The sequence below is a fragment of the Ralstonia flaminis genome (assembly GCF_958415495.1).
GTDB lineage: Bacteria > Pseudomonadota > Gammaproteobacteria > Burkholderiales > Burkholderiaceae > Ralstonia > Ralstonia flaminis.
The window spans coordinates 30,576-44,868 of record NZ_CATZLL010000004.1 but is presented as its reverse complement, the minus strand read 5'-3'; the positions used below and the strand labels follow the sequence as shown (position 1 = coordinate 44,868).

Genomic DNA, 14,293 nt, shown 5'->3' with positions numbered 1-14,293 from the left:
CGACCGATAGTGCCAAGGTAGCCGGCCGCCCGGCGCGATCGTCGCGCCTGCGTGAGAAGCCGCGCACGTTACCTTCGCCGCGCCCATGTCTGCCCGATTGACCATCCGCACCCGCCTGGTGCTCACGGTTTCCATCCTGTTTCTGCTGGCCTTACTGATTGGTGTGGCTGGGCTGCTTGGCCTGCGTGATGCCAATCGTGCACATGAACAGACGTTCACCAACCAGTTTCCGTCTGCGCTTGCCCTGGGCGAATCCGACCTGAGTCTCACCCGCGCACGCACCGCGCTCGACAAGGCGATGCTGTACCCGGAAGACAAGGGCGCCATGCAGTTGCTTGACCGCACCGAAGAGTTGATCACCCGCTCGGACGAGGCATGGAAGAAGTACCTGGCCCTGCCGCGCGACGATGAGGAGGAGCGCCTGGCCAAGGAAGTCGCCACCAAGCGTGAAGCCGCATCAGGCACGCTGCGCGACATCATCAAGGCACTGCGCGCCGGTGACCGCGCCACGGCTGACAAGATCATGGAGAAGGGAGTCTCCAAGGCCTTCCGCGATTCGAATGACACCAGCCTGGCGCTGAGCAAGAAACAGCTGGCCTTTTCCAAAGCCAACTACGATGAATCGCGCGAGGCCTACGCGCGTTTCCGCATGATCGTGATTGCCGCCATCGTTTTTGCGTTGCTGGTGGCGTTGGTGTGCGCATGGTCGCTGCTGCGCGCCATTGTCGGCCCGCTGAACGCCACGCTGGCACAGTTTGACCGCATCGCCGCTGGCGATCTGACGCAGCCCGTGCGTGTTGACCGTCAGGACGAGATGGGCCGCCTGCTCGAAGGTCTGGCCCGCATGCAGGGCGCGTTGACCGATACCGTGCGCCGTGTGCGCACCGGTTCCGAATCGATCGGCGCGGCCACCAAGCAGATTGCTGCCGGCAATGCCGATCTTTCGCAGCGCACGGAAGAGCAGGCCAGCTCGCTGGAGGAAACCGCATCCAGCATGGAAGAGATGACCTCCATCGTGCGCCAGAACGCGGACAACGCCCGTCAGGCCAGCCAACTGGCTGACAGTGCATCCCACGTGGCCAGCCAGGGCGGTGCAGTGGTGACCGACGTGGTGGCGACCATGCGCGAGATCAGCGCGTCCTCGCGCACGGTGTCCGAGATCATCGGTGTGATTGACGGCATTGCCTTCCAGACCAACATCCTGGCGCTGAACGCCGCCGTGGAGGCCGCTCGCGCAGGCGAGCAAGGCCGTGGCTTTGCCGTGGTGGCCGGTGAAGTGCGCAACCTCGCGCAGCGCAGCGCAGCGGCGGCCAAGGAGATCAAGGAGATGATCGAGGCCTCGCTGTCCAAGGTGGAGACGGGCAGTGCGCTGGCCGAGCGTGCCGGCACCACCATGGAAGACATCGTCGCCTCCATTCGCCGTGTGACCGACATCATGGGCGAGATTGCAGCCGCCTCCAACGAGCAAAGCTCGGGCATCGAGCAGGTCAACAAGGCTGTCACGCTGATGGACGAAGCCACGCAGCAGAACGCTGCGCTGGTGGAGCAGGCGGCCGCAGCGGCCGAGTCGCTGGAAGAACAGGCGCAGGTGCTGAACGCCGCTATCGCAGCCTTCCGGCTGGCGTGAGCATATCGACACCGGATTGGATACAAGCGGTCGTTTTGATCGGCATGTGTGGCAATGACTTGCCTTGAACGCCGTTTCGGTTGATATAACCGGAACGCCTATTCAAGGATCAAGGAATCACGCCATGCCGTTCATCATTGCTGCGTTTGCGCTGGTTGGTCTGCTCATCTACGGCGCAGTCCGGCTGTACGTATCGGTTGCAGCAGCGTACGGGGCCATCGCGGGCGGCGCTGCGGTATTGACCGCGGCAGCGCTCATCACCGGGGCCGTCGTCAGCCTGATCCGCCGCCACCGTGCGGTGCATGGCGTCAACGTGAAGGGCCAGCGGATTGTGTCCTTGAGCGGGAGCTGGGGGCAGATTGCTGTTGATGCCGAACAAAAGCGCGGGTCATTGCGTCTGCATGACCAGGACGCGCGATTCCTCTTTGCTGATATTGCCGGTGCCGATGCGGTTGAGCGCGACGGCGCATGGTCTCTTGTGCTGCGCCTGAAGCATCAGACGCAGGCGGATTGGCAGATCCCGATGCGCAATCGCCAGGAAGCGAAGCGCTGGGCCAAGATCATCGCCCTGGCGGCCACACAGGAGCTTTAAGCGCAGCGGCTACTCCGTCGTGCTCGGGTTCCAGAACGCCTGGGCGATGTGCGGCTGTGCTTGCAGTGCACTGACGATGCGGTCCAGCTCGGAGGCATTCACCGCGGTGGACATCAGCATGGCTTCGATTTCCACGTGGTCTTCGCCAAAGGGCTCGACCGACAGATCGCTGACGGGATAGCTGGCTTCTTCCAGCAGGCGCTCCAGATCGGCCAGGGCCTCTTTCTGGCGATTGCTGGTGGAGATCACGCACATCGTGTACGTGACTTCGCTGGCTTGGTTATCCAGCGGCGTGCGGTTGATGCGGTTCACCACGGGCCGCAGCAGGATGTTGGAGGCCAGCACGAACAACGAGATCAACACGGCCTGGCCGATCAGGTCCGAGCCCGCCGCCGCGCCTACGGCGGCCGAGCCCCACAGCGTGGCAGCGGTATTCAGCCCACGCACGTTCAGCCCTTCCTTCATGATGGTGCCGGCACCCAGGAAGCCCACACCCGAGACCACGTAGGCAATCACGCGGGTGGTATCCGATGCGGTGCCGATCTGCGCGGCCATATCAACGAAGGCTGCCGCCGCCACCGCCACCAGCGCATTGGTGCGCAAGCCCGCCGTCCGCTGCCTGACCTGCCGCTCGAAGCCGATCATCGAGCCGAGCGCAAACGCGGCGGCAAGGCTGATGAACGAATCCAGCAACGTGGCGAAATTGAGATGAATGAGGGCTTGCAGCTGCATCGGCGGCTCCTTGTTATGCAGACCGGAGTCTTGCTCAGGTGCTAAATGAGGCGCCGATGGTTATAGCACGGCGCCATGACACGCCGTGCGAGCCGGATAGGCCAGACGGCTACTTATAGTCCCACTGCATCTGCTCGGGAATCGGCACGGCGTCCGACGTATCGAGGCAGCGGTCGAGGTAGGCGAGCAGGGAGCGCGGCTGGAAGCCGGTCTCCTGCACCAGTCGCGTGTTGTCGAACACGTAGCTCATGCTGGCGAACTTGGCATACAGGTGGATGCAGCGCGCAACCAGTCGCACATTGCCGTCACCCGTCATGCTCAGGAATTTACGCGCCAGTGCTTTCTCAGCGATTTTTTCCTGATACACGTACCCGGCGAGCGCCTGGGCGTCTTCTTCCGGGGTCTTGCAGCGCTTGAAGCGCGGGTAAAGCGTTTCGATGCGCTCGGAGTTCGCATCGCCGGCACTGATGTGGTACAGGTCGTGCGCCAGCGTGGGCTTGGTCGCCAGCCTGACGATGGCCTCGGCGCAGTCGTCCACCGGCAGGATGTCTACACGGTCCGACAGCTGACAGCTGAAGGTCTCCAGCATGGCCACCATGCGCAGCATCCAGAAGATGCTGCCCGAGGGCTCGCAGCCCAGCGTGCTGTGACCGACCACGATGGACGGCCGTACCACCACCAGCGGCAACTCGGGCACGACTTCGCGCAGCTTCAACTCGGCCATCCCCTTGGAATACGTATAGGGCACGGCGTGCTGCTCGATCGGCGGCACATCCCAGCTTTCGTCTACATGGCGATTGGCCAGTTGGCCGCACGACATGGCTGTGCCGATCTGCAGGAAACGCTTGAGGCGTGAGCCCTGCGCAGCCAGCCGGCCCAGCGCCAGCACGCCGCCCACGTTGGTATCCCATAGCGACGGATGGTTCGAGAACGTTGCCAGTGCTGCGCAGTTGATGATGACTTCCGGATCGCCCAGCTTGGCCTGGCCGGCGTCGCGCAGGTCGAACAGCACGATCTGCGATTCGGTGATGCCGTCCAGCACGGCTTGCGGCAACTGGAACCGGCGCAGGTTGTTGCGCAGGCGCGTGAGCCCATCCGCGGGCGTGTCGCCGCGCACGGCAAAGCGCGTGTCGCCCAGTAGACCCTTGGCGGACAGATCTGCGGCAATAGCGCCGCCCACAAAACCGGTCGCGCCGGTTAGCAGAATACTCATGCGAGAAAGCTCGAAATCTTTGAAGTGCGAAGCGAGCGACCAACCCGCCTGCCAATAACCGCATCGGTGCCGCATGTGCGGACACGGAACGCTGGTGGTGCGCGCATGCCCCAAACGGGCGCATCTGCAGGGCGCGCAAGGTGCGAGACTCGCCGTGCCGCGTGACAGGTGTTATGCGGTGCGGTCAGACGCCGCGCAGAATCAGCGATTTATAAGAATGTAACCTTTCAAGCGCCTTTCGGCACGCCCTTTTGTAGACCTTTCGCGCTAGAAGGTTGACTTTAGGCATGCGGCACTGCGCAGCTGGACGTGGCATTGGCCGCAATTTCGCGCGCGGCCTTGGCCCCTTCCACCTGCAGGAGGGTCGGTAGCGAAACGCCGTTCTTGGCAGCCGTCACCTCGGCCAGGATGGAGATGGCGATCTCCGGTGGCGTGCGGCTGCCGATGTAGATGCCGACCGGGCCATGCAGGCGTGCCAGTTCGGACTCGGTCAGGTCGAACTCTTTCAGGCGTTCGCGGCGGCTGGCGTTATTGCGGCGGCTGCCGAGCGCGCCCACGTAGAAGGCGGGCGTCTTGAGCGCTTCCATGAGCGCCAGGTCGTCGAGCTTGGGGTCGTGCGTTAGGGCGATGACGGCACAGCGTTCATCCATCTTCATGGCCATCACCGTGTCGTCGGGCATGGTGCGGACCATCGCGACGCCCGGGATATCCCATTCTTCGCTGTACTCTTCACGCGGGTCGCACACGGTCACCTGGTAGTCCAGGCCCACGGCGATCTGGCACAGATAACGCGAGAGCTGCCCCGCGCCGATGACGAGCATCCGATAGCGCGGGCCGTGAATGGTGACGAGGCGTTCTTCATCAAACTGCAGGCCATCGGTCACGGTGGCGTGCTGCAGCTGCGTTGCGCCCGTGGTCATGTCGAGCGTGCGGGCGACAAGCTGGCCGGCTTCCACGGCGTGCAGCAGGGCATCCAGGCCGCTGGCGGCGTTCAGCGGCTCCAGCACGAGCTGGAGCGTGCCGCCGCAGGGCAGGCCGAAGCGGTGCGCCTCTTCAGCGCTGATGCCGTATTTGACGGCCTCAGGCTTGACCTGCTGCAGGCCTTCGCGGCGCACGCGGTCGATGAGGTCGTCTTCAATGCAGCCGCCCGACACCGAGCCGACGACGACACCATCGTCGCGCAGGGCGAGCATGGCGCCTTCAGGCCGGGGCGATGAGCCCCAGGTCTTCACAACGGTGACGAGCAGCACACGCCGCCCCTGTTCCAGCCAGCGCACGCTGGTTTTCAAGACTTCAAGATCGACGCTGTCCATGATGCGTTTCCTACGCTTATGCGCGGTATTCAATGCGGGGGATGCCCGATTATGCCCCGTGGTGCAAAAACAGGTAGGCCGCTGCCACGGCCACTGCAGCCACGATGATCCACGGCCACGGATTGCGAGGCTGCACGGCGGGACTGATGATCGGCGCCGTATCGGCAGCAGGTGGCGCCCCGTGTGCCCTCAGTTCGCCGGCGGCAAGATCTGGAATGGCATGTTCGGCGGGCTGGTTGCCGAGCGCGGCCGCGCCATCGGAAGCGGGGCCGAATTCTGCCGCAAAACGCTGGAAGAATTCGTCAGCCAATTTGCGTGCAGCGCCGTCAATCAAGCGTGAGCCGATCTGCGCGAGCTTGCCGCCCACCTGTGCATTGGCGGTGTAGGACAGCCGCGTGACCGTTGGCCCCTCGGGCGCGAGCTCCACTTGCGCATTGCCTTTGCCGAAACCTGCGGCGCCGCCCTGGCCGTCGAAGTGCAGGGTGTAGCTGCGCGGCGGCGCCATATCGGTGAGCTCCATGCGCCCTTTGAACCGCGCCTTGACAGGGCCGACGGCCGCCGTCATCGCGACCTCGTAGGCATTGTCGCCGGCCGCGGTGATGCTCTCGCAGCCCGGGATACAGCGCTGCAGCACGGCGGGATCGTTGAGTGCATCCCAGGCGGTCTGCAGGGGTACGGGCAGGAGATGGGTCTGGGCTAGTTCCATGGTGCGGTCGGAAGGGCTGGGGAGGGGGAGCGCTCAGGGCGCAGGGGGTGAGGAAACGGGGCGCGGCGAGCGTGCGCCAGTTCCTGCTCCAGCGCCGCCAGGCTGTCGAAATGATGCGCCGGCACCATCGCGTCGACGTGCGGCAGGATGGCCCGCACGCCGCGTGCCCGGGGCTCGAAGCCAGCAAAGCGCAGCAGTGGGTTGAGCCAGACGATACGGTGAGCAAAGCGTGCCAGGCGGGCCATCTCGGTGTCGAGCAGGTCGATGTGTTCGTGGTCCAGACCGTCGGTCACGAGCAGCACGGTGGCTCGGCCAGACAGTGTGCGGCGCGCCCAGCGGCGGTTGAACTCGGCCAGGGCTGCCCCGATGCGCGTGCCGCCGGACCAGTCCGGCACGAGCTGCGCGATGGCTTGCACGGCGATGTCCGGATCACGCTCGCGCAGATGCCGCGACACGTTCGTCAGCCGCGTGCCGAACAGAAAGGCCTGGATGCGCTCGCGCGATTGCAGCAGCGCGTGGCAGTAGTACAGCACCGCACGCGAATAGCGGCTCATCGAGCCGGAGATGTCGAGCAGCAGCACGAGCGGGGGCGTGCGGTCGACCGGCTGACGGTACTTCCAGCCTGCCCAGTCGCCACCGGCGCGCACGGCCTGACGCGCGGTCGCGCGCAGGTCCGGATGGCGCCCGCGTGAGGCGGCTTTCAGCCGACGTGTGCACTCTTGCGCCAGATGTACCCGCCGGCGCCGGATCATATGCTGCAGCGTGCGCCACTCGGCGGCGTTGAGCGTGTCGAAGTCGCGCGTGCGCAGCGCTTCGTTTGCAGAAAACGCCATCGGCGCAACGATGTCGTGCCGCTCGCCGTCGGGCTTGGGGCCGGGTGGCAGGTTGGTCGACGGCTGCGCGCGCAGCGCATCAGCCAAACGGTTGCTGCGCGCGGGTGGAATGCCGCCACGCACCTTCGGCAGCAGCAGGGCGCGCAGCTTGCCCTCCCAATCCGGGTCGCGCCAGAACACGTTGAATGCGGCATCAAACAGCGTGCGCTCGTCCGGGTGCGAGACCAGCAAAGCGGTCAGCGCGGCTTTGACGTCGTCTCGGCGGCCAATGTCGATATGGCCCATGGCTTCAATGGCATCTACGGCGCGCGAGGGCGCGAGCGGCATGCCGGCGTTGCGCAACAGGCGCACAAAGTGCGTCACGTTGCGGGCGAGGGTGGGCAACTGAGGCGGTAACGGCGCGGCTAACGTGTTCATGGTGACTCCGGCAGCGCAGGTGCGGCCAGCAGTTGCTGGATGGTCGGCGCATCCACGCGGGCCAGGTCGTCTTGGTACTTGAGCAGCACGCCCAGCGTGTCCTGCACCGATTGCGGATCCAACTCCGTCACGTTGAGCGCTGCCAGTGCACGGCACCAGTCGATGGCCTCAGCTATGCCGGGGGCTTTGAACAGATCAATGCCGCGCAGGCGGTGCACGAAGTCCACCGCGCGCTGCTGCAATCTGGCGGCAGCCTCGGGCGCGCGCTGCGCCACGATCTGCAACTCGCGCGCTTTGTCCGGATACCCAATCCATTGATACAGGCAGCGCCGCTTGAGCGCGTCGTGCACCTCTCGCGTGCGGTTGGAGGTCATGATGACCAACGGAATGACTTGTGCGCGTACCGTGCCGAACTCCGGAATCGACACCTGAAAATCGGACAGCAGCTCCAGCAGGAACGCCTCGAACGGTTCGTCGGCGCGGTCGATCTCGTCAATCAGCAGGACGCGGGGCGTGTTGGGATGCGCGGGGCGCGCGGGATCGGGCAGCAGCGCTTGCAATAGTGGGCGCTTGAGGAGGAATTCATCTCGGTAGAGCGTGTCGGCACGGGGTTTTTCACCCGCCGCTTCGGCCAGGCGCAGCGCCATGATCTGGCGCGGGTAGTCCCATTCGTAGAGGGCGCTGGCGGTGTCCAGCCCTTCGTAGCATTGCAGCCGCAGCAGCGTCGTGCCGAGCAGCCCGGCCGCGGCCTTCGCCAGTTCGGTCTTGCCGACGCCGGGTTCGCCTTCCAGAAACAGCGGCCGCTGCATGCGCAGCGCGAGGAACAGGGCTGTCGCCAACTCACGGCTGGCGAAATAGCCCTGGCCCTGCAATTGCGCGATGCAGTCGTCGATGGAGTCGACGGGCATGCCGCTCCTTAGTGGTGTTTGGCCAGTGCGTGCTCCACGGCGCGGGCTGCCAGCACCGGGATCAGGTGCGCCCGATATTCCGGCGAGGCATGCAGATCGCCCACCAGATCATCAGCCGATACCACCACCTTGCGCGCCGCCTCCGAGGTGAAGTTGGCCGCCAGTGCCTGCTCCAGCGGTGTACAGCGGAATACGCACGACGCCGCTCCTGTGACTGCCACGCGCACGTTGTTGCCCTTGCGGCTGACAAACACACCCACCAGTGCAAAGCGCGAGGCCGGGTTGCGGAATTTCACGTACGCGGCCTGGTCCGGCACGGGAAACTGCACCTCGGTGATGAGTTCATCCGCAGCCAGCGCTGTTTCATACATGCCGAGGAAGAAGTCGTCCGCCGCGATGTTGCGCCGCTCAGTGACGACGGTGGCATTCAGCCCCAGCACGGCAGCTGGGTAGCATGCAGCGGGGTCGTTGTTGGCGAGCGAGCCGCCCAGTGTACCCATGGCGCGCACCTGTCTGTCGCCGATGCCACCGGCGAGTTCCGCCAGCGCGGGCAGCATGCGGAGAATCTCGTCGTTCTCAGCCACGTCGGCATGGCGCGTTGCCGCGCCCACGGTGATCACACCCGGCTGCGAGCGGATGCCCGACATGCCGGGAATGCGCGTGACATCCACCAGCGTGGAGGGCTGTGCCAGCCGCAGCTTCATCGCCGCCAGCAGACTCTGCCCGCCGCCGAGGTACTTGGCGTCTGCGTGCGTCTTCAGGGCGGTGACAGCGGTCTGGGCGTCGGTGGCTTTCTGGTACTCGAAGTCGTACATGGTGGGCTCCTCTACCTAGGCCTTGGCCGCTTGAATGGTTTGCCAGACACGGTGGGGCGTGGCGGGCATCTGGATGTCTTTCACGCCCAGCGGCGCCAGTGCGTCGACGATGGCGTTGATGAGCGCTGGCGGTGAGCCGATTGCTCCGGCCTCTCCACAGCCTTTCACGCCCAGCGGGTTGTGCGTGCACGGTGTGCCCTTGGCGGTTTCCACCGTAAAGCTCGGCAGATCGCCGGCGCGGGCCATTGCGTAATCCATGTACGAGCCGGTCAGCAGTTGGCCGGTTTCGTCATATACGCAGCGCTCCAGCAGCGCCTGGCCGATGCCCTGGCCGAGCCCCCCATGCACCTGCCCCTCGACGATCATCGGGTTGATGATGTTGCCGAAGTCGTCCACCGCAACAAAACGGTCGATGTGGACTTCACCTGTATCGGGGTCGACTTCCACCTCGCAGATGTACGCGCCGGCTGGGTAGGTGAAGTTGGTCGGGTCGTAGAAGGCGTTTTCATCCAGCCCGGGTTCGAGCTTGTCGAGCGGGTAGTTGTGCGGCACATAGGCCGTGAGGGCGACTTCGCCAAAGGTCTTGGTGCGATCGGTGCCGGCCACGCGGAAGACGCCGTCCTTGAACTCGATGTCCTCAGCGGAGGCTTCCAGCAGATGCGCGGCGATCTTCTTGGCCTTGGATTCGATCTTGTCGAGCGCCTTCATGATGGCCGAACCGCCCACGGCAATCGAGCGCGACCCATAGGTGCCCATGCCGAAGGGGATGCGGCCGGTATCGCCGTGCACGATCTCGATGCTCTCAATCGGCACGCCCAGGCGATCCGCCACCACTTGCGCAAAGGTCGTCTCATGGCCCTGGCCGTGGCTGTGCGAGCCGGTGAACACCGTGACGGAGCCCGTCGGATGCACGCGGATCTCGCCGGCTTCAAACAGGCCAGCCCGTGCCCCCAGCGCCCCAGCGATGTTGGACGGCGCCAGCCCGCACGCCTCGATGTAGCAGGAGTAGCCCATGCCGCGCAGCCGACCCTTGGCGCGTGATGCGTCTCGGCGGGCAGCAAAGCCCTTGACGTCGGCCAGTTCGATGGCGCGCTGCAGGAGGGGCTCGTAGTCGCCGGTGTCATAGGTCAGGCCCACCGGCGTGGCGTACGGGAAGGTGCGGATGAAGTTGCGGCGGCGCAGTTCTGCAGGGTCGATTTGCATTTCACGCGCGGCGGTTTCGACCAGCCGTTCGACCACATACGTGGCTTCCGGCCGCCCGGCACCTCGATACGCGTCAACCGGTGCAGTATTGGTGAAGACCGCCTTCACCTCGGCATAGATGGCCGGCGTCTTGTACTGCCCGGCCAGCAGCGTCGCGTACAGAATGGTCGGCACGCTGCTGGCAAACGTCGATAGGTACGCCCCCATGTTGGCGGTCGTGTGCACACGCATGGCAAGGAAGTTGCCTTGAGCATCCATCGCCAGTTCGGCATGCGTGACGTGGTCACGGCCATGCGCGTCGGTCAGAAAGGATTCGGAACGCTCAGCCGTCCACTTGATCGGCCGGCCAACCTTTTTCGATGCCCATGTGAGCGCCACGTCTTCCGGGTACAGAAAAATCTTCGAGCCGAACCCGCCGCCCACGTCCGGCGCAATCACGCGCACCTTGGCTTCAGTCAGGCCCAGTACGAACGCCGACATGAGCAGACGTTCCACGTGCGGGTTCTGGTTGGCGACGTAGAGCGTGTAGCTGTCGTCCTGGCGCGAGTAACTGGCGTTGACGGCACGTGGCTCGATCGCGTTCGGAATCAGCCGGTTGTTGACGATATCGAGCTGCGTCACGTGCGCGGCCTTGGCGAAAGCGGCGTTAGTGGCGGCCTTGTCGCCGTGGCCCCAGGTGTAGCAGGTGTTGTCGGGCACGTCGTCGTGCACGGCGGCACCGGCGGTGTCTGCGGTGGTGGTGTCCACCACGGCGGGCAGTTCGTCGTACTCCACGTCGATCATCTCGACGGCGTCCTTGGCGATCTTCACCGATTCGGCCACCACCAGCGCCACCTGGTCGCCCACGTGGCGCACCTTGCCTTGCGCGAGCACAGGGTGGGGCGGCTCCTTCATCGGCGTGCCATCAATGCTGTGGATCAGCCAACCGCAGGGCAAGCCGTTGACCTTGTCAGCGGCCAGGTCGTCGCCGGTGAGCACGGCCAGCACGCCCGGATGCGCGCGTGCCGCATCCGCGTTGATGTGCTTGATGCGTCCATGCGCATACGGCGAGCGCAGGAACACCGCATAGGACTGATGGGCCTGGACGATGTCGTCGGTGTACTGTCCGGCGCCGGTCAGGAAGCGGAAGTCTTCCTTGCGCTTGACGGACGCGCCGATCAGGTGGTTGTTGGGTTCTGCGGGAGCGTTCATGGTGGTCTCCTCGCTGGGGTCAGGCGGCGTGGGCGCGCGCGGCGGCCAGGCTTTGCAGGGAGGCGTCGTTGCTGTCCTCGGCCATGGCTTCGGCACCTTTCATCACGGCGCGCACGATGTTGTGATAGCCGGTGCAGCGGCACAGATTGCCGTCAAGCTGCTCGCGCACTGTGTGTTCATCCGGATGCGGATGCTGTGCTACCAGGGCGGTTGCCGCCATCACCATGCCGGGGGTGCAGAAGCCGCATTGCAGGCCATGGCACTCGCGAAAGGCTTCCTGCATTGGGTGCAGCGCACCATCCTTCGATAGTCCTTCGATGGTGGTCACCTCGGCGCCGTTAGCCTGGACGGCCAGGATGTTGCATGACTTCACCGCGCGTCCGTTCATGTGCACCGTGCAGGCGCCGCACTGCGCGGTGTCGCAGCCAACGTGCGTACCGGTCAGGCGCAGGTGCTCGCGCAGCAATTGGACCAACAGGGTATGGGGTTCGACACTCACGGTGACAGGCGCACCGTTGACCGACAGCTTGAGGCTGATCGCCATGGAAGTCTCCTTGGGGAATGGGCGCCGGGTGCCACGCTGTGTGCCTTCCTTGCAGCGGAAATGCGCGCGTGGTCTCGATATCGGTGGTCGCGGCTCTACTCAGTAAAGCACAGGCAAACGAGAAGACAACCGCAGTGCGGTTGGGGGCAGCAGGGGCGAAAGGACGATGCCGCGGCACGCAACGGGTTGCGCAAAATATGCACCGCAGAAATGACAAAGGGCCGGAATCCGGCCCTCGATTGGCACCAGGCAGTCATGACCTGGCGGGTGTGGCGGCTGATGTGAAAACATGCGGCCGGCGCACGGTACTTCTGGTATTGCGACTACGACGCTACAGCTAGCTTGGGCACATGCCCATCGACAGTTCAGGCGGATTAGGCCTTGGCGGTGCGTTGCGTGCTGAACAGGTTCGCGATTGCCGAGAAGAACTGGGCGAACGAGAACGAGTGGCCCGACGGGCGGCGATAGTAGTAGATACCTTCCGACATTTCGCGCTCGATGAGTTCGCGTTCGAGTTGGTCGGTCAGCTTCAGGTCGTTCGTGTTTTGCATGATTGGCCTCTTAGGGATTTCCCGGTTAGGGAATACCCCTATGATAGACCAAATATTGCAATGCACCATACGTAAGCCTACGTATGCACCAGCTGGCGTTGTTTGGCTACCACGCTTACGTTGCGACGCACCAATGCGGTGCGCAGGGCGCTTCCGGCCGCTTACTTGACTGGAATCGGCTGGCTGGCCGGGATCGGCACCGCCGTCACGCTGTTCTTGGGGCTACCGGAAATGACCTTGTCCGAATAGGTCAGGTAGACCAGTACGTTGCGTTTGCGATCGACCGTGCGCACCACATGCAGCGTCTTGAAGACGAGCGACAGGCGCTGCGTGAACATGTCGTCCTGCTGGGGCAGCGGCTTGACGAAGGTGATGTCGCCGACCTGCCGGCAGGCCACGGCAGCCTCGCTCACGTCTTCGGCCACGCCCAGCGTGCCCTTGATACCACCTGTGCGGGCCCGCGATACGTAGCAGGTGACCCCCTGTACGAGCGGATCGTCAAAAGCCTCGATGACGATCTTGTCGGAGCCGGTGAGGCGGAAATTGGTGCTGACGCTGCCGATGTCTTCGGCGCGGGAGCAGGCGGTCGTGCAAAGCGTGCCGATGGTCAGGAGAAGGGCGAGGGAGCGGGCAAAGGGGCGCATCGTCGTATGTGTATCTAGAGGAAAGCGTCTTGGGATCAGAGCAGGGATTCTGGCGGCCACGGCGGTGTCGTTTCGTCAACGAAGGTAGGCCGGACGTCGGCATGCTGGCGGGAGCGCTCGATGCGGCGGTGCAAGGCGTCCATGAACACCTTCACCTTGGCCGGCATCAGGCGGCGGCCCGGGAAGACGGCGTACACCCGCATCGGCGGGGATTGGAAATGGGTCAAGACCTCTTGCAGCGCACCCGAAGCAATCAGGTCGGTGGCGAATACGGACGTGATGCGCGCGACACCCAGGCCGGCAATGGCGGCCTGCATGCGCAACTCGCTGTTGGAGGTGCGCATGCGGAAGTCCAGCGGCAGGTTGATGGTCTCGCCGCCGGGCGTGCGGAACTGCCATTCGGATTCGTTCGAGACACCGAGGCAGGGCCAGTCGGCCAGCTGATCCGGGTGGGTGAGCGGGCCCAGGCGCTCCAGCAATTGCGGGGCGACCACCACCGCGCGCCGCAGGTCGAATACGCGCTGGGCGACCAGGCCGGAATCGGGCAGCGGTCCGCGTGGCACGGTCAGCATGATGTCGTAGCCCTGGGCAAGCGGGTCGATCTGGCGCGGGGCCACATCCACCTCGATGCGCAGGCCCGTGTGCTCGCGCATGACTTCCAGCACAACCTCGGCAAATTGTCGGGCGGCAAATTCATATGGCATGGCAATGCGCAGGGTGCCCGCCGGCGACTGAAACGTCGCCGCCGCATCTTCCGAGACTTCGCGTAGCCGCTGGAACAATGGGCCGGCATCGCGCAGCAGGGCCTCGCCTGCATCGGTCAGACGCAGGCGGCGCGTACTACGCTCGAACAGGCGTACGCCCAGTTTGCCCTCCAGCCGTGACACGGCTGTGCTGACCGATGACTTGGGCAGCCCCAGCCGGTCAGCCGCACGCGTGAAGCTGCCAAGGGTGGCCACGGTGCAGAAAGTGTCCCAGTCGTTCCAGTCCGTCGTTCGCATAAT

At 64.7% G+C, this 14,293-nt stretch carries 14 protein-coding genes; 2 read left to right on the top strand and 12 right to left on the bottom strand.

From position 1 onward, the window contains the following. Window positions 1-85 precede the first annotated feature (85 nt). Window positions 86-1,627, top strand: coding sequence for a methyl-accepting chemotaxis protein (locus R2N11_RS07065; RefSeq protein ID WP_199026669.1), 1,542 nt, complete (start codon window positions 86-88; stop codon window positions 1,625-1,627). 124 nt (window positions 1,628-1,751) lie between these two features. Then, window positions 1,752-2,219, top strand: a complete 468-nt coding sequence (locus R2N11_RS07060; protein WP_316680618.1) for a hypothetical protein — start codon at window positions 1,752-1,754, stop codon at window positions 2,217-2,219. A gap of 9 nt (window positions 2,220-2,228) precedes the next feature. On the opposite strand, the gene R2N11_RS07055 is transcribed toward R2N11_RS07060, so the two are convergent. The 12 genes from R2N11_RS07055 to R2N11_RS07000 all read right to left on the bottom strand — a co-directional run bounded on the left by R2N11_RS07055 (window position 2,229) and on the right by R2N11_RS07000 (window position 14,290). After that, window positions 2,229-2,951, bottom strand: coding sequence for an MgtC/SapB family protein (locus R2N11_RS07055; protein ID WP_316680617.1), 723 nt, complete (start codon window positions 2,949-2,951; stop codon window positions 2,229-2,231). Between the two features lie 109 nt (window positions 2,952-3,060). Next, a complete protein-coding gene (locus R2N11_RS07050) occupies window positions 3,061-4,164 on the bottom strand; it encodes an SDR family oxidoreductase (RefSeq protein ID WP_199026666.1) in 1,104 nt (367 codons plus the stop codon). A 281-nt stretch (window positions 4,165-4,445) separates the two neighbouring features. Next, a complete protein-coding gene (locus tag R2N11_RS07045) occupies window positions 4,446-5,477 on the bottom strand; it encodes an XdhC family protein (protein WP_316680616.1) in 1,032 nt (343 codons plus the stop codon). A gap of 49 nt (window positions 5,478-5,526) precedes the next feature. Beyond that, window positions 5,527-6,183 carry an SRPBCC family protein gene (locus R2N11_RS07040; protein WP_316680615.1) on the bottom strand — a complete coding sequence of 219 codons (657 nt, stop codon included), beginning with the start codon at window positions 6,181-6,183 and terminating at the stop codon, window positions 5,527-5,529. Next, window positions 6,174-7,433: a vWA domain-containing protein gene (locus R2N11_RS07035; RefSeq protein ID WP_316680614.1), complete on the bottom strand. Its 1,260-nt coding sequence runs from the start codon at window positions 7,431-7,433 to the stop codon at window positions 6,174-6,176. Before R2N11_RS07035 ends, R2N11_RS07040 begins: the two co-directional genes overlap by 10 nt. After that, complete coding sequence (locus R2N11_RS07030) at window positions 7,430-8,341, bottom strand: AAA family ATPase (protein ID WP_316680613.1); 912 nt, start codon at window positions 8,339-8,341, stop codon at window positions 7,430-7,432. Before R2N11_RS07030 ends, R2N11_RS07035 begins: the two co-directional genes overlap by 4 nt. Window positions 8,342-8,349: 8 nt before the next feature. Continuing rightward, window positions 8,350-9,156, bottom strand: a complete 807-nt coding sequence (locus R2N11_RS07025) for an FAD binding domain-containing protein (protein WP_316680612.1) — start codon at window positions 9,154-9,156, stop codon at window positions 8,350-8,352. 15 nt (window positions 9,157-9,171) lie between these two features. Then, a complete protein-coding gene (locus R2N11_RS07020; RefSeq protein ID WP_316680611.1) occupies window positions 9,172-11,550 on the bottom strand; it encodes a xanthine dehydrogenase family protein molybdopterin-binding subunit in 2,379 nt (792 codons plus the stop codon). A 19-nt stretch (window positions 11,551-11,569) separates the two neighbouring features. Continuing rightward, complete coding sequence (locus R2N11_RS07015) at window positions 11,570-12,094, bottom strand: (2Fe-2S)-binding protein (RefSeq protein ID WP_316680610.1); 525 nt, start codon at window positions 12,092-12,094, stop codon at window positions 11,570-11,572. A gap of 374 nt (window positions 12,095-12,468) precedes the next feature. Then, complete coding sequence (locus tag R2N11_RS07010; RefSeq protein ID WP_199026658.1) at window positions 12,469-12,645, bottom strand: hypothetical protein; 177 nt, start codon at window positions 12,643-12,645, stop codon at window positions 12,469-12,471. Window positions 12,646-12,806: 161 nt separating this feature from the next. Further along, on the bottom strand, window positions 12,807-13,289 hold the full coding sequence (locus R2N11_RS07005; protein ID WP_199026657.1) for a CreA family protein: 483 nt from the start codon (window positions 13,287-13,289) through the stop codon (window positions 12,807-12,809). Window positions 13,290-13,324: 35 nt separating this feature from the next. After that, window positions 13,325-14,290, bottom strand: a complete 966-nt coding sequence (locus tag R2N11_RS07000) for a LysR family transcriptional regulator (RefSeq protein ID WP_199026656.1) — start codon at window positions 14,288-14,290, stop codon at window positions 13,325-13,327. Window positions 14,291-14,293 lie beyond the last annotated feature (3 nt).

Bases quoted from the DNA above. Each gene is read 5' to 3' on its own strand.
- R2N11_RS07065 (WP_199026669.1), top strand. From the start codon at position 86: ATGTCTGCCCGATTGACCATCCGCACCCGCCTGGTGCTCACGGTTTCC.
- R2N11_RS07060 (WP_316680618.1), top strand. From the start codon at position 1,752: ATGCCGTTCATCATTGCTGCGTTTGCGCTGGTTGGTCTGCTCATCTAC.
- R2N11_RS07055 (WP_316680617.1), bottom strand. From the start codon at position 2,951: ATGCAGCTGCAAGCCCTCATTCATCTCAATTTCGCCACGTTGCTGGAT.
- R2N11_RS07050 (WP_199026666.1), bottom strand. From the start codon at position 4,164: ATGAGTATTCTGCTAACCGGCGCGACCGGTTTTGTGGGCGGCGCTATT.
- R2N11_RS07045 (WP_316680616.1), bottom strand. From the start codon at position 5,477: ATGGACAGCGTCGATCTTGAAGTCTTGAAAACCAGCGTGCGCTGGCTG.
- R2N11_RS07040 (WP_316680615.1), bottom strand. From the start codon at position 6,183: ATGGAACTAGCCCAGACCCATCTCCTGCCCGTACCCCTGCAGACCGCC.
- R2N11_RS07035 (WP_316680614.1), bottom strand. From the start codon at position 7,433: ATGAACACGTTAGCCGCGCCGTTACCGCCTCAGTTGCCCACCCTCGCC.
- R2N11_RS07030 (WP_316680613.1), bottom strand. From the start codon at position 8,341: ATGCCCGTCGACTCCATCGACGACTGCATCGCGCAATTGCAGGGCCAG.
- R2N11_RS07025 (WP_316680612.1), bottom strand. From the start codon at position 9,156: ATGTACGACTTCGAGTACCAGAAAGCCACCGACGCCCAGACCGCTGTC.
- R2N11_RS07020 (WP_316680611.1), bottom strand. From the start codon at position 11,550: ATGAACGCTCCCGCAGAACCCAACAACCACCTGATCGGCGCGTCCGTC.
- R2N11_RS07015 (WP_316680610.1), bottom strand. From the start codon at position 12,094: ATGGCGATCAGCCTCAAGCTGTCGGTCAACGGTGCGCCTGTCACCGTG.
- R2N11_RS07010 (WP_199026658.1), bottom strand. From the start codon at position 12,645: ATGCAAAACACGAACGACCTGAAGCTGACCGACCAACTCGAACGCGAA.
- R2N11_RS07005 (WP_199026657.1), bottom strand. From the start codon at position 13,289: ATGCGCCCCTTTGCCCGCTCCCTCGCCCTTCTCCTGACCATCGGCACG.
- R2N11_RS07000 (WP_199026656.1), bottom strand. From the start codon at position 14,290: ATGCGAACGACGGACTGGAACGACTGGGACACTTTCTGCACCGTGGCC.